The sequence below is a fragment of the Burkholderia sp. Tr-20390 genome (assembly GCF_017104595.1).
GTDB lineage: Bacteria > Pseudomonadota > Gammaproteobacteria > Burkholderiales > Burkholderiaceae > Burkholderia.
In genome coordinates this window covers 1-23,169 of the sequence record NZ_JAAGPC010000137.1, presented here as the reverse complement: position 1 = coordinate 23,169, position 23,169 = coordinate 1, and the positions used below count along the sequence as shown (strand labels likewise).

Below are 23,169 nucleotides of genomic sequence, written 5' to 3'. Positions count from 1 at the left end.
CGCAGGGCGGCGTCGTGGTCGGGTTGCTGGCCGCGCGCTCGCTGGCCGGTGTCGTCACCGACATCGCGGGCTGGCGAGCCGTCTATCTGGTGTCGGGCGCGCTCGCGATCGCGATGCTCGTCGTGCTGTCGCGGTTATTGCCGGACGAGAACGGCCCGCGCGAGCGCATCGGCTACGCGGCGCTGCTGCGATCGATGGTGTCGCTGCTGCGCGATGAACGCGTGCTGCGCGTGCGTGGCGCGATCGCGCTGCTGATGTTCGCGGCCTTCAGCATATTCTGGAGCGCGCTGGTGCTGCCGCTGAGCGCGCCGCCGCACGCGATGTCGCATACGCAGATCGGCGCATTCGGCCTCGTCGGCGCACTGGGCGCGGCAGCGGCCGTCCGCGCGGGCCGGCTCGCGGATCGCGGGCGCGGCGAAGCAACGACCGGCGCCGCGCTCGCACTGCTCGCGTGCTCGTGGCTGCCGCTCGCGTTCGGCGCGACGTCGATTGGATGGCTGATCGTCGGCATCGTGCTGCTCGACGTCGGCGGGCAGGCCGTCCACGTCGTCAACCAGAGCATGATTCTCGGCGCGCGGCCCGATGCGCATGCGCGCCTCGTCGGCTGCTACATGCTGTTCTATTCGGCCGGCAGCGGGCTCGGCGCGATTGCGTCGACGATGATGTATGCGCGCGCCGGATGGACGGGCGTCTGCGTGCTCGGCGCGGTCGTGAGCGTGGCGGCGCTTGGCGTGTGGGCCGCCACGCTCAGGCGCGCGTGACGCGTGCCGGCGCCGAGTATCGAAGGGAGAAGAAGGCCGGCCCGCCCGCTACGGGCGGTCAGCACGCGAACCGGCCACGCACGCACGCGCGCCGGTTCGGCTTTCGGTTCGGCGCGCAGGTCGCGCGCCGCGGCGCATTCAACCTGCCGCCTGGATCGCCTCTTCGTACACGCCGGCAACGCGCCGCGCGATCACCGCGTTGTCGAAATGGTCACGTGCATAGCGCTTGCACGCGGCCTCGTCGGGCAGCGTGATCGCGCCCGACAACGCCGCGCCGAGCCCTTCCGCGATCGCGTCCGCGCCCGTGGACGGCAGCACGAGATCGTCGGACAGCCCGGCCACCGCCTCCGGCAGCCCGCCCACCGGCGTGACCAGCACCGGCGTGCCGGACGCGAGCGATTCGACGGTGATCAGCCCGAAGCCTTCGAGCGCGACCGTCGGCACGACGCTGACCGTCGCCGCGCGATACAGCGCCGCGAGATGGTTGTCAGGCACGAAGCCGAGCAGCTTCACGTTGTCCTGCAGCCCGGCCGCATCGATGCGCTGCTGCAGTTCCTCGCCGATCTTGCCCTTGCCGGCGATCAGCAGCAGCACGTCCGGGTGACGGTGCTTGAGGAGGCCGATCGCATCGATCAGGTCCTCCAGCCCCATGCGCCGCACGAGCCGGCGCACGGCCAGCACGATCGGCCGGTCCTGCGGCAGTTGCAGCTTGTGCCGCGCCTCGGCCGGCGTGAGCGGCGTATCGAACTGCGCGGTATCGACGCAGCCGGGAATCACGCGCACGCGCGACGGATCGATCCCGTAGCGGTTCGTCAGGATCTGGCCGAACGCCTGCGACAGCACGATCAGCCGCGACGAACGCGTATAGACCGCCTGTTCGAGATAGCGCTTCGCGCGCTGGCCGAGCGATGCGGCGCCCTCGACCTGGCTTTCGTCGGCCCACGGCCCCTGGAAATGCGACACCTGCGGAATCCCGCGCGTGACGTCGAGGCCCGGGAACGTGTACAGCGCGAAGTGCGACGAGATCACGTCCGGCCGCTCGCTGCGGATCTCCTCGCGCAACGCGCGCCGCGCGGCGAGCATCCGGCGTGCAAGCGACTCCGATGCGGGGCCGAAGCCCTGGATCGCGCCGTCCGTGTCGTCGGCGACCTTCGGCGAGCCGGCGACGAGCCCGCGCACCTCGACGCCCGCGCCCGGCAGCGCGCCGACGAGCGAGTAGTACATCCGGTCGAGGCCGCCCGCGCGCTCGGGGAACCAGTGCATGCCGATTTGCAACGATTTGATCGGCCGGGAAGATTGGGACATCACGTTTGCTCCTGCGTGACTGCATGCTCGGCCCGCTCGAAAGCGGACGGCTGCGTGGGTTGGCCGATGCGCCGGTAAAGCGCGACATACTGGGCGCCCATGTGCGCCCAGCCGAAACGGGTCATCAGTTCGCGGGCGGCTTCGCCCATCGTGCGACAGGTGTCGCGCGATGCCGCGAGCGAGCCGATCGCCTGCGCGAGCGCGGCCGGATCGTCCGGGTCCTCCAGCACGATCCCGCATTCGCGCGTGATGATTTCCGCGCCGCCCGCCGTGCGCGCGGTGACGACCGGCAGCCCGGCCGCCATCGCCTCGAGCAGCGACAGGCTCATCGCTTCGTAGCGCGACGGGAACACGTACGCGTCGACCGAGCGCATCAGCGTCGGCATGTTTTTAACGAGGCCGAGGAAATGCACGCGCGAATCGATGCCGAGCGCGCGCGCCTCCTCCGGATACGGGCTGCCGGGCAGATAGCCGGCCACCGCCAGGTGCACGTTCGCCGGCAGCTTCGTCAGCGCCTTCAGCACGGTGCCGAGGTTCTTGCGCGGCGTGCGCAGGTCGCCGACGAACAGCAGCAGGAACGCATCGTCCGGCAGCTTGAATGCCGCGCGGTCGGCCTGCGCCCCCGCGAACGCGCCGGCGTCGACACCGTTGTAGATCACGCTGATCTTGCGGCTGTCGATGCCGAGCCCGGCGATCTCGTCGGCCACCTTCTGCGACACGGCCGTGATCGCGCGCGAACGCCGGTACGCCCAGCGCTCGAGCGTGGTGTTCACACGCGTATAGACGTACTGGTAGGCCGACCACAGCCCCTTCGTCGGCCCGAACGGATAGTACGGACTCTTGAACCAGCCGCCGTGCACGAAGTGCGCGGTATTGACGTCGGCCTTGATCCACGAAATGAAGCCGTTCACGTGCAGCACGTCGTACTCGCTGCGGTGCGATCGCAGCCAGGCCGCGCTCTTCAGCGCGAACACCTGCTGCTTGACGAGATTCGACGGCCAGAAGCCGCCGACCTTCACGGGCACCCAGCGCACGCGCGGGTCGGCCAGCAGCTCGGGCGCGACATGCGACGCGACCAGCGTGACCTCGTAGTTCTCGGCCAGCGCCGCGCGCGCGATTTCGTAATTGACGCGGCCCTGCCCGTCGTTATGTCGCACGACGTGCGTGACGATCGCGATTCTCAATGGTCGCCTCCCCGTAAACGCGCGGCGGCCAGCAGGCGTTGTGCCTTTTGCCAGTGCGCCGCGGAAAGAATCGAAAAAATGGCTGTGAACATCAGCAGGCCGCCCGTGCCGATCAGCGAGTTCGTGAACACGAGCATCGCGAAGGTCGACAGGCACAGGCTCAGGCACGCGCCGACGAACTTGTCCTTGCGCAACTTGAACGCCGCGCGCAGCGTGCGGCTGAACAGCATCACGACGCCCGAGAGGTACAGCAGCGTGCCGGGCCAGCCGAGCACGAACGGCACGTTCATCACGCCGCTGTCGAAGCTGCCGTACTTGCCGAGCTCGCCGCTGTCGCTCGACAGCTTCGTGGATGCACCCGTCGCGCCCATCCCTTCGCCGGCGACGTCGGTGAACGCCGTCTGCGCGAAGGTGGCGTAGAACTTGTTGCGGTCGTCGTAGCTGCGGTCGTCCTTCAGGTTCGTGATCGACTGCAGGCGCGCGCCGAGACGGTCGGCCACCGGCCCGACGGTCAGCAGCGGCACGCACAGGCCGACCAGCACGACGCCGCTGATCAGGATCCGCATCCGCACGCGATTGTTCGACTGCGCGAGCTGGATCGCGAGCGCGATCACCCAGCCGCCCCACGTCGAGCGCACGAGACACAGCGCGAACGACACGAAGCCGGCCGCCCCCGCGAACCAGCGGATCTTCTGCGGCGCGGCGAACACGAACACCAGCGCGCCCATGATCGCGAACGCGAACGGCCCCGACGAGTTCATCGTGCTGAACACGCGCACGCCGTACGGCACCGGCTCGCCCTGCGAGCCCATGTCGGAGCCGATCATCCACAGCACGTCCCACTGCGGCATCACGAAGTACTGCACGACGCCGTACAGGCCCATCACGAGCATGCCCCACATGAACGTGGACAGCAGCACGTCGCGGTACTCGGGGTAGTCGCGTGCGTTGACCATGATGTGAAAGCCGATCAGCAGCGGGTACACCCAGTTCGCGAGGTCGTAGGTCGCGGCCATCACGCCGCTCGACACGATCCCGACGAGGTAGGCGTACGCGAGCCCGAACAGCATCAGCAGGATCGGGATCCCGCGCCGCTGCGCGAGCACGCGGTAATGCCGGATCAGCCCGAGGCCGGCGATCATCGTCACCGCGAGCGGCGCGACCTGGATCAGGCTCGTGGGCGTGAACGCGCCCTTCGACCAGTCGGCGAGACGCCGCACTTCCGGGCTCAGGAACCACACCCACCACATGAAGCCGACGTAGCGCGCCGGACTCTTGAAATACAGCCAGAGGCCGACCGCGATGGCCAGCACCGGAAACGCGAGCGTCAGCACCTTGCCCTGGTGAATGGCGATCAGCGCGGCCGTGAACGTCCACAGCCCGGCCTGCCCGACCCAGTGCCTCGGCTCGGGAAGCCAATTGCGTTTGCGCGACGGTGCGCGTTCGGCGGCAATCGTACTCATCGATCCGCTCTCACCGCGACGACGGGCGCGAATCCGCGAGCGGCATCGCGAGGCCCGCGGCAGCCGGCGTCCGGCGCCGGCGCAGCATGTCGCGCGTGATCCGCACGTGCTGCTCGGCGAACGCCTGCGTGGTCAGGTCACGGTCGCGCAGGCACGCGGCGGCGGCCTGCGCGCAGGCGAGCGCCGCGACCGGATCGGCCACGAAGCGATCGGCGGCCTGGCGCATCGCCTGCGCGTCGAACGCCGGCACATAGGCGGCCGTATCGTGCGGGAAGTAGTCACTGAGCCCGCCGACGTCGGACACGATCATCGGCTTGCCGACGGCGGCGGCCTCGAGCATCACCGTGATGCCCGACGCATGGAAGTTCGGCCGCAGCGGCACGACGATCACGTCCGCCCACGCGTACAGCTCGTGCTGCTTCGCGAGACCCGACGCCGAGCCGATCTTCACGTTCGGCGCATGCCACTCGCGCGGCACGCGGCGGCGCGTCGCGAGCCGCACGTCGTAGCGCTCGTCGCCGCCGAACGCGGCGAGGAAGGTGCGCCAGTCGCGGTCGCGATCGTTGCCGATCGCCGCGATCCGCAGCGGCCGGTTCGGTTGCCATTGCCGCGGCTCGGTGATCGGGAAATCCTGCGTGTTCAGCCCGTAGTAGACGAACTCGGCGTCGCGGCCGAGATAGCGTCGGCACAGCTCGGCGTTGTCGCGGGCCAGCGTGGTCAGCGCGTCGGCGCGCGCGATCAGCTTGCGGTACAGCCAGCGGCGCGGGCCGCCGAAGCTGTTCCACTTGTCGAACAGCCACACGCTCTGCGCGAGCAGCAGCGGGCGCTTGCCCTGCGCGCCGGCCAGTTTCAGGATCAGCGCAGCGGCCAGATGCTCCTGTTCCGTGTGCGTCCAGATCACGTCGGTGTTCAGCAGCGCGGCGCGGTTGCGCCACGCATGTACGACGTCGAAGCCGAGCGCCGCCTTCAGCGCACGGCGCGCGAGGCTGGCGACGCGGTTCTCGCCGCCGTCCTGCGAATAGGTCAGCCGGAATTCGTCGGATTCGGCATGGTGATAGCCGTACAGGCAACCGATGTTCTCGCCTTTCCGGTAGGTACGCGGATCGGCGCCGTAAAACAGGTGAACGTGGACGTTCGTCGCAGCTTTCGTTGCAGTCATGCGAGCCCTCCGTGGGGGGCCGCGCGCGAGGCGCGCAGGCCGTTCAAGACGTCACCGGCGGCATCGCCGCACGATGGGGGGCAAGGTTCGCGCGGCGGGCGTCGCGCGCGCCGCGGCGCACCGCGCGCCAGTGCTCGCGGATCCGCTCGCGCTGCGCCGTATGCAGCGACAGCAGCACGTGCGCGAGGCCCGGGTAGACGCGCGTGCCGACCAGCGTCCACCACCACCACGCGATCTCGCGCCGGACCGGCGGCAGATGCTCGCGCAGGATCAGGTGCAGGTTGTACGCGCCGTTGCTGATCGCATTCAGCGACGCGGCATCGCGCCGGTCGTCGTCGAAGCGCTCGGCCGGGAAATGATCGACCGCGATCGCCGGGTCGTAGACGAGCTTCCAGCCGTCGCGCTGCACGCGCATGCTGAAAGCCATGTCGTTGTGCACCTGCGCGCCGGCGCCGCGCAGCCGCGTGTCGAAGCGCAGCCGCTCGATCGCGGCGCGGCGGTAGCTCATGTTCGCGCCTTTCAGCATGTCGACTTCGCGCAGGCCGCCGACGCCGAGATGATGGTTGCCGACGATCTTGCCGGACAGCGTGAGCTGGCCGACGAGCTCGCGCGATTCGTCGAGCACGCGGCCCTTCTCGTGCACCCAGTCGCGCCCGCCGACCGCGCCCACGCGCGGATCGGCCTCGAACGCCGACTCGACGCGCGCGAGCCAGTCGGGGTGCGGCGCCGCGTCGTCGTCGGTGATCGCGACGATGTCGCCGTTCGCCGAGTCCAGCCCCTTGTTCAGCGCGGCGACCTGGCCCGGCACCTCGACCGGCACGATGCGCAGCGGCAGCGCGCCGCCGACCGCCGGATCGGCGAGCCGTTCGTGCGTGGCGTCATCCTCCGGGCGCGCGACGACGATCACCTCGTCGGGCAGCCGATGCTGCCGCTGCAGCGCCAGCAGGCAGCGCGCGAGGTCGGCGGGACGCCGATAGGTCGGAACGAGCACGGAAATTTTCATCGTTGATTCTCCTGTCGGCCGGGCAGGCAACACGCGCTGCCCGCCCGGTTACGTGCGATGCGGATCAGGCGCTCAGGTATTCATGCACGGCCGCATAGCCGCGGCCGTAGCCGCGCGCCTTCGGCGGCACGCCGTTGAAGATTCCGCCTTCCAGGTCGACGCCCGCGGTACGCAGGCGCTTGATCGCGTCGGCGATCTCGCCTTCGGTATGCATGCCCGAGCGCAGCACGAGGAACGTCGAGCCGGCCATGCGGCCGATGATGGTCGCGTCGGTCACCGCCAGCACCGGCGGCGAGTCGATCAGCACGACGTCGTAGCGCTTGCCGAGCCCTTCGAGGTATTGCGGCAGGCGCGACGACATCAGCAGCTCCGACGGGTTCGGCGGGCGTGTGCCGGCCGAGATGAACGACAGGCCCTGCACCGGCGTCTCGCGCACGGCGTCCTCGAGCGCCGACTGGTCGCTCAGCAGCTCGGACAGGCCCGGCTGCGACGTGAGGCCGAAGTAGCGGTCGAGCAGGCCGCGACGCATGTCGGCGTCGATCAGCAGCACGCGCTTGCCCGAATGGGCGAGCAGCACCGCGAGGTTGACCGTCAGGAAGCTCTTGCCGATGCCCGGCGTCGGGCCCGTCAGCACGATCACGCGGTTCTTCGCATCCATCATCGCGAACTGCATCGCGGTGCGCAGGCTGCGCAGGCTCTCGACGCTGAGATCCTTCGGACGCAGGCTCGCGAGGATCGGCCGGGTACGGCTGCCGCCCTTCTCGGCCTGCGCGTCGAGCTTCACCTGCTCGGCGCTTTGCGGCACCAGCCCGTACAGCGGCAGGTTGAACGCGCGCTCGATGCGGTCGGGATCCTCGATGCCCTGGAACATGTTGCGGCGCAGGAACACGACGCCGGTGCCGAGGATCAGCCCGAGGAACACGGCGGCCGACAGGATCAGCACCTTCTTCGGCTTGACCGGATCGCCCGGACGCAGCGCCGAATCGATCAGGTGGATGTTGCCGCCCGTGCCGGCCTTCTGCACCGACAGCTCCTGCACGCGGTTCAGCAGCAGCACGTAGATGTCCTCGGCCACCTTCGCGTCACGCTGCAGCTGGACGGCCTTCACTTCGGTGGCCGGCAGGCTGCGGAAGCGGTTGCTGAACTTGTCCTTCTCGCCCTGCAGCTCGGCGAGCTGCTGCTTCGCAGCGATCACCATCGGGTGCGAATCGGTGAAGCGCTGCGCGAGCGACGCGAGCTGCAGGCGCTGCGCGGCGATCTGCTGCTCGTACTGCACGCTGCCTTCGAGGTAGACCTTCGCCTCGTCGCTCGCGTTGATCGAGCCCGACGTGCGCTGGTACTGCGTCAGCGCGGCTTCCGCGCGTTCGAGGTCGGCCTTCAGGCGCGGCTCCTCGCCCTTCAGGAAGTCGAGCATCTTGGTCGCTTCGGCCTGCTTCGCGACCACGTGCTGGTTCAGGTACGACTGCGCGAGCGCGTTCGCGATCGCGGCGGTCTGGTCCGGGTCCTTGCCTTCGAGCGAGATCTGCACGACGCCCGTCTGCTTGCCCTGCTCGGTCACCTGGATGCCGGTCTGGAAGCCGCTGATCGCGTCGAGGTCGTTGTAGCGGACCACCGTGAACTGCGTGCCGGGGCGCGCGACGAGCTTCGACACGAGCAGCGTCACGCCGCCGCCCTGCGCCGATTCGCCGACATGGCCCGACAGCAGCCGCATGCCGTTCTGGTCGACGATCGAATAGGTGCCGTTCGGGCCGGCCGTCAGCGTCAGCTTCTTGCCTTCGAGCGCGGGCACGACGTTGATCGAATCGACGTCGGCCACTTCACCGCCCCATGCGTACGACTTCAGGCCGAGCCACGGCTTCGCCGGCTCGCCCGGCGTCGCGATGCGCGCGGCGAGGCTGCCGATCACCGGCAGCGTCTTCGGCACGACCGAGAAGTTCAGCTTGAACTGCTCGACCACCGGCGCGACCACGCCGCGGCTCTTGATGATCTCGATTTCCGCGTCGGTCGGCGCCTGCTGCGGGCCGCTGTTGATCATCGCGCCCGTCTGCGTCTGCGTGAGCGCCTGCGACGTGTTGTCGTTGCCCTCGACCCGCACGTGCACGTCGGCCTGGTAGACCGGCTTCGCGATGTAGCAGTAGAGGCCGGCGAGCGCGACGACCGTGACCGCGATGCCGAGCAGCAGCCAGATGTCGTCCATGATCACCTGGAGCAACTGGCCGAGGACGACGTCCTCTTCCTCGGTTTTCGCGGACAGATCCGCGTAGGTGTGTTTCGCTTGCGTGTTCACCATTCGTTCCCGCTTGAGTGGTGCCGGGGCGGAGGCGCCGCCCCGGCGGGCTATCAGCGCGTGATTTGCCGCATGTAGAAGATCGTCTGGATCGTCGGCAGCACCTGCTGCAGCACACGGTTGAACTGCACCGAGCTGGCCGTGCTGACGTAGACGACGTCGAGCGGTTGAAGCGGGAAGCGGCTCGACAGCATCAGCGCATCCGGCTGCGTCATGTCGAGGCGGAACACTTCAGGCTTCGTCGGGTTGTCGCGCATCCCGCGCATCACGTAGATCTTGCGCGGGTTCGCGTCGGTGTCGAGGATGCCGCCGCCCGCGGTCAGCGCATCGGCGATGGTCAGCTTGCCCTTGAGCATCGGCACCGTGACCGGCGTCTTGACCTCGCCCATGATGAACACGCGGCTGTCGCTGCGGTCCGGCACGTTGACGATGTCGCCCGGCTGCAGCATCACGTTCTGCTTCACCTCGCCGCGATCGAGCACGCCGTTCGCGTCGAGCGTGTAGAGCTTGCCGTCGCGCGTCAGGCGCACGCGCTGCAGGTCGGCCTCGTTGGTCGAGCCGCCGGAGCGCGAGATCGCGTCGACGAGCGTCAGCGGCACGTCGCTCACCGCGAGCGGGCCCGGCTGCTTCACCTCGCCCGTCACCTGCACCTTCTGGCTGCGGAACGACAGCACGCGCACGTCGAGCTGCGGATTCTTCACGTAGCGCGACAGCGTGGTGGCCATCTGCTCGCGGATCTGCGCGACCGTCTTGCCGGCCACCTTGATGCGGCCGACGAACGGGAAGAAGATCGTGCCGTCCGAGGCCACCGTCTGGCCGTACGGATCGGCCTGGCCCGGCAGCGCGGTCGTATACGGCTGCTGCAACGCACCCGCGACCGACTGCGTCGTGTTGCCGCCGCTCGAGAACGACTGGCCCTGCGGCGTCGTCAGCTCGGGGTGGTCCCACACGGTGACGCCGAGGATGTCCTGCGGGCCGACGCGGTACACGTACTCCGACGGATCGGTATAACGTCCGGGCGGCAGCGGATGGTCCACCTGCGCTTTCTGCAGCTGGTCCATCACCACTTTGGCGTCGATGTAATGAACCGGATAGGTTTCGGCCGCTTGCTGCCGGCCTTCGTCCTTCAGGTTCGACGAGTCGAGGTAGTTGCCGGGCGCGGTTGCACAGGCTGACAGGAAAGTCGTCAGCGCGACGGCAAGCGCCACCGGGCGCATCGGGCGTTTCAGCATAGTTTCTGTAGCCATCCTTGAACCAGACGTTCGATCAGTGAGTAGCTCTCGCGGTAATCGGCCTCGGGGCCGCCGTGCGGGTCGGCAATCTCGGCCCCTTCCCACTTGCCGAGCAGGTGGACCTTGCCGCGCGCGAACGGATCGACCGATTCGACGGCCTTGATCTGTCCGCGCTCGCTGACGAGAATCAGGTCGGCGTCGCGCACGATCCGGCGCGACAGCCGCCGCGAGCGATGGGTCGTCGCATCGACGCCCCGCTCGGCGAGCAGCTGACGCATCACCGGATCGATGCCGTCGCCGTCGTTCGCATGCACGCCCGCCGAGTGGAACGTCGGGCGCGGGCCGCCGCGCGACGCGGCGTGCGACTTGAACAGCAGTTCCGCTGCCGGGCTGCGGCAGACGTTCGCGTGGCAGACGATCAGGATGTTCCGGAACATGGCGTCTCGTAACGAGTGACGGGAAACGGGTTACGCGCTCGCGGGCGCGGTGCCCGGCACACGGGCGGCGACGGCCTGGCGCGAGCCCGGCCGGCCGATCGGGTGGTATTCGATGCCCTGCTCGCTCATCGTCTCCGGCTCGTACAGGTTGCGGCCGTCGAAGATCACCGGCGATTTCCACAAGCGGCCGAGCGCGACGAAATCGGGGCTCTTGAAGATCTTCCATTCGGTGACGATCACGAGCGCGTCGGCATCGCGCGCGGCCTGCGCCTCGTCCTCGACGAAGCTCAGGCGCTCGAGCCAGCTCGGGTGATCGGCGAGATCGAGCGCGATCACGCGGCGCGCTTCCTCCTGCGCGACCGGGTCGTACGCGGCGATGCGCGCCCCGCGCGACAGCAGCTCGGCGATCAGCTCGCGGCTCGGCGCTTCACGCATGTCGTCGGTGTTCGGCTTGAACGCGAGGCCCCAGATGGCGAACGTGCGGCCGCTCAGGTCCTCGCCGAAGCGCGCGACGATCTTCTCGGCGAGCACGCGCTTTTGCGTGGCGTTGACCGACGACACCGCCTTCAGGATCTGCAGTGCCTGCCCGTGCTCGTCGGCGGTGCGGATCAGCGCCTCGACGTCCTTCGGGAAGCACGAGCCGCCGTAGCCGCAGCCGGCGTACAGGAAGTGATAGCCGATGCGCGGATCGGAGCCGATCCCGCGGCGCACGGCCTCGATGTCCGCGCCGAAGCGGTCGGCCAGGTTCGCCAGCTCGTTCATGAACGAGATGCGGGTCGCGAGCATCGCGTTCGCCGCGTATTTCGTGAACTCGGCCGAGCGCACGTCCATGTACAGCGTGCGTTCGTGGTTGCGGTTGAACGGCGCGTAGAGCTTCTTCATCAGCTCGCGGGCGCGCTCGCCCGGCACGTCGTCGTCGCAGCCGATCACGATGCGGTCCGGCCGCGTGAAATCGTCCACCGCCGCGCCTTCCTTCAGGAACTCCGGATTCGACACGACCGAGAACATCTGGTCGCCGCCGCGCTTCGCGAGCTCCTCGGCCACCGCCGCGCGCACGCGCTCGGCCGTGCCGACCGGCACCGTCGACTTGTCGACGATCACCTTGAAGCCCGTCATGTAGCGGCCGATGTTGCGTGCGGCCGCAAGTACATATTGCAGGTCGGCCGAGCCGTCCTCGTCGGGCGGCGTGCCGACCGCGATGAACTGCACGTCGCCGTGCGCGACCGCGGCCTCGATATCGGTCGAGAAGCGCAGGCGGCCCGCCGAGCGGTTGCGCGCGATCACTTCCTTGAGGCCCGGCTCGTGGATCGGCACGCCGCCGTTGTTCAGGATGTCGATCTTTGCCTGGTCGACGTCGAGACAGAACACGTCGTGCCCGATGTCGGCCAGACATGCGCCGGTGACCAGCCCTACGTAACCGCTGCCGATGATAGTCAGATTCATGATGTGTCGGACCTCTTGACCAATGATTCGAAATTCGTAAAACCGGAATGCCTGCGCGGCGCGATCTCGGTGCTCAGTACGCGTTGCTGCCGGTGAAGCCTTTCCAGAGCGTCAGCACGACGATCTTGATGTCGAGCCAGAACGACCAGTTCTGCATGTAGTACAGATCGAGCTTCACGCGCCCCATCATCTTCTCGATCTGGTCGGTCTCGCCGCGATAGCCGTTGATCTGCGCCCACCCGGTGATGCCCGGCTTGATCCGGTAGCGGAACATGTAGCCCTTGACCAGATCCTTGTAGATGTCGTCGTGCGCGAGCGCATGCGGGCGCGGGCCGACGACCGACATCTCGCCCTTCAGCACGTTGATGAACTGCGGCAGCTCGTCGAGGCTCGTACGGCGCAGGAACCGGCCGACCGGCGTCACGCGCGAATCGTTCTTCTTCGCCTGCGTGACCTGCCCCGCCACTTCCTGGTGCACCTTCATCGAGCGGAACTTGTAGATCTCGAACTCGTGCCCGTCGATGCCCTTGCGCTTCTGGCGGAAGAACACCGGGCCGCGCGAGGTCAGCTTGATCAGGCACGCGATCAGCAGCATCACCGGCGCGAGGCCCGTGAGCGCCACCAGCGCGAACGCCCGGTCGAACACGAACTTCGGCAGGATCCGCACGTCGGTGATCGGCGACGCCGCGAGGTTGATCGCCGGCACGCCGAGCACCTCGACCACTTCCTGGTTGAAGAACGACAGCGTGCGCACGTCCGGGATGAAGCGGATATTCACGAAGTCGTGGCGGAACACCGTCACGATCTGGTGAATCCGGCGCTCCTCCGTGATCGGCAGCGTGAGCCACAGCTCGCTGATCGCGCGGCTGCGCACCAGCCACACCAGCGATTCGAACTGCCGCTCGATGCGCACGTCGTCGAGCGCGACTTCGCCGGGCGCTTCGCTTTCGTCGTACACGCACACCGGGTTGAAACCGGCTTCCGGCCGCGCCCGCATCTGGGCGATCAGCCGCCGCGCCGCCGGCGTACCGCCGACGATCGCGACCGCCTTCAGGTTGTAGCCGCCGCGGCGCAGTTGCCGCAGCACGACGTGCACGCAGGCCTTCGAGCCGGCGAGCAGCGCCATCGTCACGAGCGCCCAGTACCCCAGCCACAGCCGCGACAGGTCGCCCGACTGGTGAAAGCTGAAGCTCAACAGGATGCCCGCGAGCTCGACCACCAGCCACGCGAACGCGACCCGCCCCACCAGCCCGACGAGACGCTTGCCGCGCCACGACTGGTAGATGCCGAAGGCGGGAAAGCACACGACGACGAGCAGGCAATCGAACAGCATCATCGTGCGCTGCAGGTCGTTGAGCCAGATGCTGCCACCGTGCAGCGCGGCGGCGATCAGCGCCCCCGTCACGACCATCGCGATATCGATGACTCTCGCCAGCACGCTCAACATGTCTGCTTCCTCTTTGAACAGGCGTTTGCCGAACAGCTCCTTGTGCGACCCGTGCCGCACATTCGATTCAAACGTTGCATGACGCTATTGAAGCGGTAAGAAATTTTCGCCTCAAGCGTACAAGTATTTCGAAAAATAATCGGAAATTCTTGCCGCGATGTTTCTGAATTAATTCGGCACGTTTTCCCGAAATTCCCTGGAATCGGGAATTTTTCAGAAGCTTTACGATTTCCGCTCACCCTTTGCGGGCGGTCAAGACCAGCCGATTCACCGATTTATTTTTTACTTTTTTATTTGCATCGGATGCTGGCGCGGAAAATTCTTCCCGATGAATGCGTGGCGAATATCCGGCAATGGATCCGGTTTTATTGTCGATTTACTTCATGCTACAACGACAGGCACTGACTTCAACCGTGGAGAGTGTCCTCATGAATGCTCCGGCCGTGGCTGCCGAAACGCGCCATTCTTCTTCCACCGCGCCAGCCGCCGGCACGCGCGTCGCCGTGCAGCCGGTGATTCTCGCCGGCGGGTCCGGCACGCGCCTGTGGCCGATGTCGCGCGAACGTTTTCCGAAACAGCTGATCGGCCTGCTCGGCGAACATTCGCTGCTGCAGTCGACCGCGCTGCGCCTCGACGGCCTGGCGGCCGACCATCCGCTGAACGACGACGTGCTGATCGTATGCGGCGAGGATCACCGCTTCACCACCGCCGAACAGCTGCGCCTGACCGGCAAATCCGCGTCGATCATGCTCGAGCCGATCGGCCGCGACACCGCGCCCGCGCTGACGCTCGCCGCGTTTCGGCTGGTCGCCGACGGCAACGATGCGGTGATGACCGTGATGCCGGCCGACCATGCGGTCGCCGACCTGCCGCGCTTCCATGCGGCCGTCGCGGCCGGCGTGCACTGCGCGATGCAAGGCAAGATCGCGACGATGGGCATCGTGCCGAAGCACGCGGAAACCGGCTACGGCTACATCCGCGTCGGCGCGCCGCTCGGCGACGCCGCCACGGGCCCACTCGACGTGCGCCGCCTCGACCGTTTCGTCGAGAAACCGCATCTCGAACTCGCCCGGCAGTACGTCGAATCGGGCGAATACTGGTGGAACAGCGGCATCTTCATCGTTCGCGCGTCGGTCTGGCTGAAGGCGATCCGCCAGCTCGAACCGGCCATCTACGCGGCCTGCGAACAGGCCGTCGCCCAGGGCAAGGCCGACGGCGATTTCTTCCGCATCGATCGCGAAGCGTTCGCCGCGTCGCCGTCGAACTCGATCGACTACGCGGTGATGGAGCCGCTCGCGAGCCTGCCGCAACTGTGCGAGAGCGTCGTCGTGCCGCTCGACGCAGGCTGGTCGGACGTCGGCTCGTGGGACGCGATCTGGCAGATCTCGCCGAAGGACGATGCCGAGAACGTCGGGCGCGGCCACGTGCTGTTCGAAGGCGCGGAATCGACGTTCGCGCATTCGGAAAGCCGGCTCGTCGCCTGCGTCGGCACGCAGAACCTCGTCGTCGTCGAAACGCCGGACGCCGTGCTCGTCGCGGACAAGTCGCGCGTGCAGGACGTGAAGAAAATCGTCGGGCGCATCAAGGCGCAACGCGGCGCGGAAGCGACCGATCACCGCAAGGTGCATCGCCCGTGGGGCCACTACGACTCGGTCGACATGGGCGAGCGCTTCCAGGTGAAACGCATCGTCGTGAAGCCGGGCGCGCAACTGTCGCTGCAGATGCACCACCATCGCGCCGAACACTGGATCGTCGTCTGCGGCACCGCGCGCATCACGCGCGGCGACGAAACGTTCCTGCTGTCCGAAAACGAATCGACGTACATCCCGCTCGGCGTATCGCACCGCCTGGAGAACCCGGGCAAGATGCCGCTCGAGCTGATCGAGGTGCAGTCGGGCGCGTATCTCGGCGAGGACGACATCGTCCGCTTCGACGATACCTACGGCCGGCAGTAACGCACGTGCACAGCGAGGCGCCGCTTCGACAGCGGCGCCTCGGGCAACGCAGGCATGGAAAGACGGGACTTCCGCGCGGGCGTCGTGGCACACGACGGCCCGCGCGTTTCACCCGGTCGGCGATCAGCCGACGCGGTACACGTACTCGCGACGCTCCGGCTGCACCGGATCGTTGCGGCTTTCGGACAGCGCGCCCGCATGGCGCTCGGCGATGAAGCGCTGGATGTCCGACTCGGCACGCGCGAGCGCGGACAAGCCGGCCAGCACCTCGCCTTGCGGCTCGCGCGCCGGTTCGTCGCTCGCGCCATGGCGATCGATCCACTGGCGCGCCCAGTCGAGCGCGAACTGCTCGGCTTCCTCGGCATCGGTGAAGCGCGGCCCGATCAGGCCCGAGCGTTCGACGCGCCGGTCGTCCTGCGTAATCTCGGCCCACGCGCGATACATCAGGTTCTGCACCGGCTGCGCAATGCCGCAGATCGTATAGCCGCGATATTGGTCGACTTGCGGTTCGGCCGCGGCGAAGCTCGCCGACGACGCATGCGCATGGCGCAGCGCCGTCGACGGCGCACCGGGCACCGCGAACGACGGATCGACGACTTCGTCGACCGGCCGCGCGCTCATCGACGCACCCTCGCCCTCCCAAACGTTTGCCTGAGCGACCGGCAATTGCCACGACTCGGGGTTCTGCCAGAACACGCCGCGCAAGCGATCGTTATCGGGCACGGGCTCGGCACGGCGCGCGGGCACGGCCGGCTCCGGCGGCGGCGGGATATACGCGAACGTGCGCCCGCTGAACTGGGTCAGCACGTCGATCATCTGCAGCAGCGTGCCGGACGCGAGCCACTCCTCGTAGCGGCGACGGCACGTCGGCCCGGACGGATAGCGGCCGGGCAGTTTCGACCAGGCTTCACCGGTCGTCAGGATCCAGAGCACCGCGTTGGCAACGACGCGCGGTTCGGCTCGTGGACGCCCACGGCGGTTCAGCCGGATGGGTTCATCGGCGATCAGCGTTGAAAGACGAAACCACTCTTCATCGGTAAGCTCATCGAAGAACATAGTAGATCTCTCCACGCAGCCAGGCCGGGGCTGCGATTGGCGGCGCCGTCGCGACACATCGCGTCGCGGGGCGGCCAGGTTGCACATTATGGTTATCCGCTGTTGTGCATGCCGGTGCGACACCGCACTTTCACGGTGCCGAGATTCCCGGCAATGACGCACAAATCACGGTCTCACTCCAATGTGGGAATTTTTGTGCACGAAGCATACCATCCCTAGGGTTTATCTCAATATGACAATGACTTAATGTTACGCACTGAAACAACCTGCCATGGATGCGTAATGTATTTACGCTTGAATTTTTTTGCGGGATCTTTATGCCCGTCGCTGCAAAGGCCCGTCTGGCGGGGCTCCGCAGCGTATGAAGAATGCCTTTTCACGGGCATTTCCGGGCTGCTCCGACCCCGGCCGGCAACAATCCCGCGCATTGCTTCCCGATATCGGTAAATCAGGGAAAAAAGCGTAACAAGATATTCACGAATCGGTAAATCATTCAAATCCGGCCGATTTAAATTATCTCCATGCACAATCTTTTTATTGTTTCTCTGCGAGTGATGAAAGCACGGTGACGTGCGATGCACATTTTTCGCCACGCGCAAACTCGTGACGTCTGTTACATCTTCGGGGGCGACGCGCGGGCGATCGCGCCGCATCGGGGGCGGGAATTGTGTTTCGGGTCGGAACGGAAAAAGGAAAACCGGTGGCAGGCGGTGCCGGACGTTGCAGCGGACGCGTCAGCGCAGATCGGCAGCCAGCGACGCGGTCACGTCCGCGTCCACGCGCTGCGGCGGCATCGTGTAGGCCGGGTGATCGCAACCGATCGAGAGTGCCGCCCCGCCCCTGAGCGCCGCGCGCATCGGCCCGTCGAGCTCGAAGCGCACGAAGTGCACGGCCGACGTCTTCTCGGCGGTGTCGCGGTCGAGATCCTCGTCGGCGATCGCGTAGACGCGCGCATGCCCGTCGACCTGCAGGTACACGCGATCCTCGACACCGATCAGCCGCGCGAGCGCCGCGTGCCGTTCGATCTCGTGCTCGTATTCGATCTGCATCGTCGCCTTCAGGTTCGTGCCGTCGGGCACGAGCGGCAGATACGCGTCCAGCTCCCCTTCGATGCCGGCCTGGTCGAAGATCTTCTCGATGTGCAGCATCTCCTGGATCTGATAGCGGATCGTCGTCTCGTCCTCGAACAGGAAGCGCAGGTGGTTGCCGAGCGCCACCGCGCGACGGCGCTTGTACGCGACGAGCCGCGCGTGTTCGGCCTTGCGGATCTTCGCGTACGCTTCGAGCGTCAGCAGGGAGTCGCGGGTCAACGTCATGGGAGGTCCTCGTGGGTCGGCCGGCGGCGGCTCAGATGCCGTACGCGCGGCGCAGCAGCGTAAGCGGATGCGCGAGCGGCGCGGACGGCAGCCCCTGGTCGTCGATGCCCTGCACGATGTGATGGCCGGCCAGCGCGCAGTCCGACGACACGACATCCGGCCGCGGCTCGGCCATCGCCTTGAACACGGGAGCGCCGATCCGCATCGCGTCGGCGTGAAACTCCTTCTTCACGCCGAACGTGCCCGCATGGCCCGAGCAGCGCTCGACGACGTTCACGCGCGTGTCGGGCACGAGCGACAGCGCGTCGGCCGTCTTGCGGCCGATGTTCTGCACGCGCGCATGGCACGGCACGTGATACGACACGGTGCCGAGGCTGGTCTTGAAATCGGTCTTCAGCAGTCCGTCACGATGGCGCGCGATCACGTATTCGAACGGATCCCAGAATGCGTCGGCCACCGCGCGCACCGCTTCGTCGCCGGGGAACATCAGCGGCAGCTCGCTCTTGTACATCAGCACGCAGCTCGGGATCGCACCGATCAGCGCATAGCCTTCGCGCGCGTAGCGTTCGAGCACGGGCAGGTTCACGTCCTTCTTCGCGGCCACGCCAGCGAGATTGCCCTGCTCGAGCAGCGGCATCCCGCAGCAGGCTTCGCGCGTGACGAGTTCGTACGGGATGTCGTTGTGCGCGAGGATCGCGAGCAGGTCGTGGCCGATGCCGGGCTCGTTGAAATTCACGTAGCAGGTTGCATAGATCGCAACCTTGCCGGGCGTGCGTTCGCCGTCGCGCACGGGCAAGCCGTCCGACGGCCTCGCCGCGCGCCGGAACTTGCGCGGCGCGAATTCCGGCAGCCACGCGTGGCGATCGACGCCGAGCGTCGCCTCGAGCGCATGGCGCGCGGGCGGCGTGCGGTTCACCGCGTTCACCGCCTGCGTGACGATCGGAATGCCGGCGAAGTGGCCCAGCGCGTCGGTGTTCGACAGCACCTTGTCGCGCAGCGTCGCTTCGCCGCGCTTGTAGCGCGCGGCCTTGCCGCGCAGCATCAGGTGCGGAAAGTCGACGTTCCACGCATGCGGCGGCACGTACGGGCATTTCGTCATGTAGCAGAGGTCGCACAGATAGCACTGGTCGACGACCTTGCCGAACGCGGCCTTCGGCACCTCCTCGATATCGCCCATCGGCGTGTCGTCGACCAGATCGAACAGCGTCGGAAACGCGCCGCACAACGACACGCAGCGCCGGCATCCGGCGCAGATGTCGAACACGCGCGTCATTTCCGCATCGATCGCGGCCTGGTCGTAGAACGCATCGGACTGCCAGTCGAGCGGATGCCGGGTCGGGGCTTCGAGACTGCCTTCCTTGTGGGGCATGGGGCGCTCCATCCAGCGCGGCGCGCATGCGCGCCAGCGCCGCCCGCGCGATGCGGGCAGCGATGAACGAACAGCCGGCCGCTTGCCGGTCGCACGGGCTGCCGTGCGGCCCGCGGCGGCCCGTCAGTCGACGAGACTGTCCAGCGCCTTCGTATAGCGGTTCGCGTGGCTGCGTTCAGCCTTCGCGAGCGTCTCGAACCAGTTCGCGATTTCGTCGAAGCCTTCCTCGCGCGCCGCCTTCGCCATGCCCGGATACATGTCGGTGTATTCGTGCGTTTCGCCGGCGATCGCCGATTCGAGATTCTGGCGCGACGAACCGAACGGCAAGCCCGTTGCCGGATCGCCGACGGCCTCCAGGTATTCGAGATGGCCGTGCGCATGGCCGGTTTCGCCTTCGGCGGTCGAGCGGAACAGCGCGGCGACGTCGTTCTGGCCTTCGACGTCAGCCTTCGAAGCGAAATACAGATAACGCCGGTTCGCCTGCGATTCGCCCGCGAATGCGGCTTTCAGGTTCTCTTCGGTTTTGCTGCCCTTGAGTTGAGCCATTTGCGCCTCCGTTCGAGTCGGCGCGGCCGCGTGCGGAGCCGGGTCGATCAGGTATGTGGGGAACGATGCGCTTGCCGGGGCGCGCGCATCGTGCTCTTCAATCTAGGCGCTCGCGTTCGCATCCCCCAATAGGCTTTTTCAATCCGGGCGATAGTGCTTGGCGGGATGTGGGGCTCGGGGCTCGGGGCTCGGTGCGCGGGGCTCGGTGCGCGGCATTCGCGCGTGCCGCGTGCGTCACGCGTCCGTTGCGCGCCTGAGCAGCAATTCACGTTCGCGCTCGTTGCGCGTCAGTTCCGCCGCGCGGCGGAATTCGGCCTTCGCCTCGTCGGCGCGGCCCAGCTTCGCCAGCAGGTCGCCGCGCACGCTCGGCAGCCAGTGATAGCGCGCGAGCGCGGGATCGTCGCGCAGCGCGTCGACGAGTTCGAGCGCCGCAGCGGGCCCGAACGCCATCCCGACGGCCACCGCACGATTCAGCTCGACGACCGGCGACGGTGCGACTTCGGCGAGCGCGTCATACAGCGCGACGATCTGCGCCCAGTCCGTATCCGACGCCCGCCGCGCCCGCGCATGGCAGGCCGCCAGCGCGGCCTGCAGCGCATACGGCCCGCGTACGCCGCCGAGCTTCGTCGCGCGTTCGAGCGCCGCGAGGCCGCGCCGGATCAGCAGCGGATCCCAGCGGCTGCGATCCTGGTCGAGCAGCAGCACGGGCCGGCCCTGCGCATCGGTGCGCGCATGCATGCGCGACGCCTGCAGCTCCATCAGCGCGACGAGCCCGAGCACCTCGCTCTCGTCCGGCGCCAGCCCGGCCAGCACGCGGCCGAGCCGCAACGCCTCGTCGCACAGCGCCGGGCGCGTCCAGTCGTCGCCCGAGGTCGCCGCATGGCCTTCGTTGAACACGAGATAGATCACTTCGAGCACCGACGCGAGCCGCGCAGGCCGCGCGTCGGCCGCCGGCACCTCGAACGGCACGTGCGCCGCCGCGAGCGTGCGCTTGGCGCGCACGATCCGCTGCGCGATCGTCGGCTCGGGCGTCAGGAACGCGCGCGCGATCTCGCCCGTCGTCAGCCCGCCGAGCAGCCGCAGCGTGAGTGCGACGCGCGCATCGGTCGACAGCACCGGATGGCACGACGTGAAGATCAGCCGCAGGAGGTCGTCGCCGATGTCGTCGTCGCTCGCGTCGGCCAGCGCCTCCGCGATGTCGGGGACGACGTGCGCCTCGAGCGCGTCCATCTCGTGACCGAGCTGGTCGCGCTTCGCCGCGTGGAGCGACTCCTGCCGGACACGATCGAGTGCGCGACGCTTCACGGCCGTCATCAGCCATGCGGCCGGGTTGTCGGGCACGCCGTCGACGGGCCAGTGCTCGAGCGCCGCGACGAGCGTGTCCTGCGCCAGCTCCTCGGCCACGCCGACGTCGCGCACCACGCGCGCGGCGCGCGCGATGATCTTGGGCGCCTCGATCCGCCAGACCGCTTCGATCGCACGGTGAGTCGCCTCACGCGTCACGACGCCTGCCCCTCGGCGGACCCGTCCAGCGGCATGGCCATCAGCTCCCATGCATGGCCGTCCGGATCGTCGAACCCGTGGCCATACATGTTCGGGTACTCGCGCGGCGCCTGCGGCGCGGACCCGCCGGCCGCCAGCGCCTTCGCGACGATCGCGTCGACCTCGGCGCGGCTGTCGCACGACAGGCACGACAGGACCTGCACCTGCGTTGCCGGATCGATGATGGTTTTGCCGGTGAACGTCTGGAAGAACGGCCGCACGAGCAACATCGCGAAGATCGTGTCGCTGATCTTGATGCAGGCGGCCTGGTCGTTGGTATAGGCCGGTACGACCTCGTAGCCGAGCGCCTGGTAGAACGCCTTCGAGCGCGGCAGGTCGGCCACGGGCAGGTTGATGAAAACCATCTTGTGCATGTCGGGTACTCCGGGTGAGGTTGGATTCAGGCGGCAATCAATCAGGCGCTGGTGCGGCCGACGTGGAGTTCGCGGAACCGCTCGACCGCATCGCTCGGCGTGAGGTCGTCGAGCTCGAACAGCGGCCGCACCTCGATCTCGCAATCCATCTCGGCGCCGAACGGCGCGGGGAACCGACGCGTCCATTCGAGCGCTTCGTCGCGCGAACGCACCTGGATCAGCGTATAGCCGGCAATCAGTTCCTTCGTTTCGGCGAACGGGCCATCGACCACGGTGGCCTTGCCGCCCGTGTAGCGCACGCGCCAGCCACGCGCGCTCGGCCGCAGCCCGTTCGCGTCGAGCAGCACGCCGGCCCTGGCCAGCTCCTCGTGATAGACGGTCATGGCCTCGACCAGCCGGTTGTCCGGCAACGCATCGGATTCGCTGACGGCGTTCGCCCGGATCATGATCATGAATCGCATCGTTCACTCCTTGTCGTCGGTGGAAGGCAGCGCCCATTCATCGGCGCCTTATCCGGACGACGGCCGGAAGACGGCCGGATCGACATATTCCGCGACATATCAGGGTAAATACCGAGTCTCGACCTTCACAGGAAGCACGGACCGACCGCCCGCACCTCGACCGTGCACCATTGCGCGGCCGGGCACTGGCGCGCGATCTCGATCGCTTCCTCGCGGGTATCGACGTCGACGATGAAGAAGCCGCCGACCATCTCCTTCGCCTCCGCGAACGGGCCGTCGAGCAGCCGCGTCTCGCCGTCGCGCACCTGCACGCGCGTCCCGCGCTCGGAGCGCTCCAGCGACTCGACGCCGCGCAGCACGCCGCGCGCCTTCAGCGTCTCGGCGAAATCGACCATCCGCGCGTAAAGCGCCTGACCTTCGTCGAGCGTGCGTTCGGCGCGCTGCTCGGTCGGCTCGACTATCAACAGCATGTAAGACATGGATGACTCCTGTGGGAACGGGGCGCGGCAGCGCTCGCCGCGCGATCGGGATGCGCCGGCCGATGCAAAAGCGTAACAGCCGCCGTGCGGCTTGCATCGTCGGCCGATCGGCAACTGGCCGGACGGCCATTTCGGCCGCTTCCTGACATTTTGCCGTCAAGATGCCTTCCCGAACCGTCGGATTTTCTTCCTGTGGACCGCCCCATGTCACGCCTGCTTGTGCCGCTTGCCGTTGCACCGTTCATCACCCTCGCCGCGCGGCAGATGGAAGCCGGCCAGGTCGCACTCGCCGCGGGCGAGCGCCTGCACGGCCTCGACGCTCTCGCGATACTTGATGTCGACAGCCGCCT

20 protein-coding genes and 1 pseudogene are annotated in these 23,169 nt (G+C 67.6%); 2 read left to right on the top strand and 19 right to left on the bottom strand.

Annotated features, from left to right (window positions below):
* Positions 1–761 (top strand): MFS transporter (locus G3N98_RS28600; RefSeq protein ID WP_206150011.1); only part of this gene is annotated, 761 nt, incomplete at its 5' end.
* 138 nt (positions 762–899) lie between these two features.
* On the opposite strand, the gene G3N98_RS28595 is transcribed toward G3N98_RS28600, so the two are convergent.
* From G3N98_RS28595 to G3N98_RS28550, 10 genes are all read right to left on the bottom strand, one after another.
* Positions 900–2,066, bottom strand: coding sequence for a glycosyltransferase family 4 protein (locus G3N98_RS28595; protein ID WP_046549987.1), 1,167 nt, complete (start codon positions 2,064–2,066; stop codon positions 900–902).
* The gene (locus tag G3N98_RS28590; RefSeq protein ID WP_089428037.1) at positions 2,066–3,250 is read right to left on the bottom strand and encodes a glycosyltransferase family 4 protein; all 1,185 of its coding nucleotides are present in this window, start codon (positions 3,248–3,250) and stop codon (positions 2,066–2,068) included. The genes G3N98_RS28595 and G3N98_RS28590 overlap by 1 nt, the downstream gene beginning before the upstream one ends.
* Entirely contained in the window at positions 3,247–4,713 is a 1,467-nt protein-coding gene (locus G3N98_RS28585) for a glucose-6-phosphate isomerase (RefSeq protein ID WP_206150009.1), read from the bottom strand. Before G3N98_RS28585 ends, G3N98_RS28590 begins: the two co-directional genes overlap by 4 nt.
* A 10-nt stretch (positions 4,714–4,723) precedes the next feature.
* Positions 4,724–5,872 (bottom strand): glycosyltransferase family 4 protein, encoded by a 1,149-nt coding sequence (locus G3N98_RS28580; RefSeq protein ID WP_206150007.1) that lies wholly within the window; start codon positions 5,870–5,872, stop codon positions 4,724–4,726.
* A gap of 43 nt (positions 5,873–5,915) precedes the next feature.
* A complete protein-coding gene (locus G3N98_RS28575) occupies positions 5,916–6,875 on the bottom strand; it encodes a glycosyltransferase family 2 protein (RefSeq protein WP_206150005.1) in 960 nt (319 codons plus the stop codon).
* A 64-nt stretch (positions 6,876–6,939) separates the two neighbouring features.
* A complete protein-coding gene (locus G3N98_RS28570; protein ID WP_206150003.1) occupies positions 6,940–9,165 on the bottom strand; it encodes a polysaccharide biosynthesis tyrosine autokinase in 2,226 nt (741 codons plus the stop codon).
* A 50-nt stretch (positions 9,166–9,215) separates the two neighbouring features.
* Positions 9,216–10,394, bottom strand: coding sequence for a polysaccharide biosynthesis/export family protein (locus G3N98_RS28565; RefSeq protein WP_069251045.1), 1,179 nt, complete (start codon positions 10,392–10,394; stop codon positions 9,216–9,218).
* A complete protein-coding gene (locus G3N98_RS28560) occupies positions 10,388–10,831 on the bottom strand; it encodes a low molecular weight protein-tyrosine-phosphatase (RefSeq protein WP_089428042.1) in 444 nt (147 codons plus the stop codon). The genes G3N98_RS28565 and G3N98_RS28560 overlap by 7 nt, the downstream gene beginning before the upstream one ends.
* 30 nt (positions 10,832–10,861) lie before the next feature.
* Positions 10,862–12,274 (bottom strand): UDP-glucose/GDP-mannose dehydrogenase family protein, encoded by a 1,413-nt coding sequence (locus G3N98_RS28555; protein WP_206150002.1) that lies wholly within the window; start codon positions 12,272–12,274, stop codon positions 10,862–10,864.
* A gap of 73 nt (positions 12,275–12,347) precedes the next feature.
* Positions 12,348–13,721, bottom strand: coding sequence for an undecaprenyl-phosphate glucose phosphotransferase (locus G3N98_RS28550; protein ID WP_089475627.1), 1,374 nt, complete (start codon positions 13,719–13,721; stop codon positions 12,348–12,350).
* A 428-nt stretch (positions 13,722–14,149) separates the two neighbouring features.
* Here G3N98_RS28550 and G3N98_RS28545 point away from each other — a divergent pair, with 428 nt between their 5' ends.
* On the top strand, positions 14,150–15,676 hold the full coding sequence (locus G3N98_RS28545) for a mannose-1-phosphate guanylyltransferase/mannose-6-phosphate isomerase (protein ID WP_206150000.1): 1,527 nt from the start codon (positions 14,150–14,152) through the stop codon (positions 15,674–15,676).
* Between the two features lie 123 nt (positions 15,677–15,799).
* On the opposite strand, the gene G3N98_RS28540 is transcribed toward G3N98_RS28545, so the two are convergent.
* The 9 genes and pseudogenes from G3N98_RS28540 to G3N98_RS28500 form a co-directional block, all read right to left on the bottom strand.
* Positions 15,800–16,732 carry a transposase gene (locus G3N98_RS28540; RefSeq protein WP_089428045.1) on the bottom strand — a complete coding sequence of 311 codons (933 nt, stop codon included), beginning with the start codon at positions 16,730–16,732 and terminating at the stop codon, positions 15,800–15,802.
* A gap of 734 nt (positions 16,733–17,466) precedes the next feature.
* Positions 17,467–18,048 (bottom strand): DUF3501 family protein, encoded by a 582-nt coding sequence (locus G3N98_RS28535; RefSeq protein ID WP_206149998.1) that lies wholly within the window; start codon positions 18,046–18,048, stop codon positions 17,467–17,469.
* A 31-nt stretch (positions 18,049–18,079) separates the two neighbouring features.
* Positions 18,080–19,417, bottom strand: coding sequence for a heterodisulfide reductase-related iron-sulfur binding cluster (locus G3N98_RS28530; protein WP_206149996.1), 1,338 nt, complete (start codon positions 19,415–19,417; stop codon positions 18,080–18,082).
* Between the two features lie 123 nt (positions 19,418–19,540).
* Complete coding sequence (locus G3N98_RS28525) at positions 19,541–19,963, bottom strand: rubrerythrin family protein (RefSeq protein ID WP_089428047.1); 423 nt, start codon at positions 19,961–19,963, stop codon at positions 19,541–19,543.
* 234 nt (positions 19,964–20,197) lie between these two features.
* On the bottom strand, positions 20,198–21,466 hold the full coding sequence (locus G3N98_RS28520) for a DUF6596 domain-containing protein (protein ID WP_089428048.1): 1,269 nt from the start codon (positions 21,464–21,466) through the stop codon (positions 20,198–20,200).
* Positions 21,463–21,879 carry a glyoxalase/bleomycin resistance/extradiol dioxygenase family protein gene (locus tag G3N98_RS28515; RefSeq protein ID WP_124576272.1) on the bottom strand — a complete coding sequence of 139 codons (417 nt, stop codon included), beginning with the start codon at positions 21,877–21,879 and terminating at the stop codon, positions 21,463–21,465. The genes G3N98_RS28520 and G3N98_RS28515 overlap by 4 nt, the downstream gene beginning before the upstream one ends.
* A gap of 41 nt (positions 21,880–21,920) precedes the next feature.
* Positions 21,921–22,340 carry a YciI family protein gene (locus tag G3N98_RS28510; protein ID WP_089428050.1) on the bottom strand — a complete coding sequence of 140 codons (420 nt, stop codon included), beginning with the start codon at positions 22,338–22,340 and terminating at the stop codon, positions 21,921–21,923.
* A gap of 125 nt (positions 22,341–22,465) precedes the next feature.
* On the bottom strand, positions 22,466–22,819 hold the full coding sequence (locus G3N98_RS28505; protein WP_069251035.1) for a YciI family protein: 354 nt from the start codon (positions 22,817–22,819) through the stop codon (positions 22,466–22,468).
* Positions 22,820–23,053: 234 nt separating this feature from the next.
* Positions 23,054–23,169, bottom strand: a pseudogene (locus tag G3N98_RS28500) (substrate-binding domain-containing protein); the annotation flags it as partial.

Excerpts from the sequence above, each read along its gene's own strand:
- G3N98_RS28575 (WP_206150005.1), bottom strand. The coding sequence starts at position 6,875 with ATGAAAATTTCCGTGCTCGTTCCGACCTATCGGCGTCCCGCCGACCTC.
- G3N98_RS28570 (WP_206150003.1), bottom strand. The coding sequence starts at position 9,165 with ATGGTGAACACGCAAGCGAAACACACCTACGCGGATCTGTCCGCGAAA.
- G3N98_RS28540 (WP_089428045.1), bottom strand. The coding sequence starts at position 16,732 with ATGTTCTTCGATGAGCTTACCGATGAAGAGTGGTTTCGTCTTTCAACG.
- G3N98_RS28555 (WP_206150002.1), bottom strand. The coding sequence starts at position 12,274 with ATGAATCTGACTATCATCGGCAGCGGTTACGTAGGGCTGGTCACCGGC.
- G3N98_RS28550 (WP_089475627.1), bottom strand. The coding sequence starts at position 13,721 with ATGTTGAGCGTGCTGGCGAGAGTCATCGATATCGCGATGGTCGTGACG.
- G3N98_RS28505 (WP_069251035.1), bottom strand. The coding sequence starts at position 22,819 with ATGTCTTACATGCTGTTGATAGTCGAGCCGACCGAGCAGCGCGCCGAA.
- G3N98_RS28595 (WP_046549987.1), bottom strand. The coding sequence starts at position 2,066 with ATGTCCCAATCTTCCCGGCCGATCAAATCGTTGCAAATCGGCATGCAC.
- G3N98_RS28535 (WP_206149998.1), bottom strand. The coding sequence starts at position 18,048 with ATGACGTTGACCCGCGACTCCCTGCTGACGCTCGAAGCGTACGCGAAG.
- G3N98_RS28560 (WP_089428042.1), bottom strand. The coding sequence starts at position 10,831 with ATGTTCCGGAACATCCTGATCGTCTGCCACGCGAACGTCTGCCGCAGC.
- G3N98_RS28545 (WP_206150000.1), top strand. The coding sequence starts at position 14,150 with ATGAATGCTCCGGCCGTGGCTGCCGAAACGCGCCATTCTTCTTCCACC.
- G3N98_RS28515 (WP_124576272.1), bottom strand. The coding sequence starts at position 21,879 with ATGCACAAGATGGTTTTCATCAACCTGCCCGTGGCCGACCTGCCGCGC.
- G3N98_RS28525 (WP_089428047.1), bottom strand. The coding sequence starts at position 19,963 with ATGGCTCAACTCAAGGGCAGCAAAACCGAAGAGAACCTGAAAGCCGCA.
- G3N98_RS28580 (WP_206150007.1), bottom strand. The coding sequence starts at position 5,872 with ATGACTGCAACGAAAGCTGCGACGAACGTCCACGTTCACCTGTTTTAC.
- G3N98_RS28585 (WP_206150009.1), bottom strand. The coding sequence starts at position 4,713 with ATGAGTACGATTGCCGCCGAACGCGCACCGTCGCGCAAACGCAATTGG.
- G3N98_RS28510 (WP_089428050.1), bottom strand. The coding sequence starts at position 22,340 with ATGCGATTCATGATCATGATCCGGGCGAACGCCGTCAGCGAATCCGAT.
- G3N98_RS28565 (WP_069251045.1), bottom strand. The coding sequence starts at position 10,394 with ATGCTGAAACGCCCGATGCGCCCGGTGGCGCTTGCCGTCGCGCTGACG.
- G3N98_RS28530 (WP_206149996.1), bottom strand. The coding sequence starts at position 19,417 with ATGCCCCACAAGGAAGGCAGTCTCGAAGCCCCGACCCGGCATCCGCTC.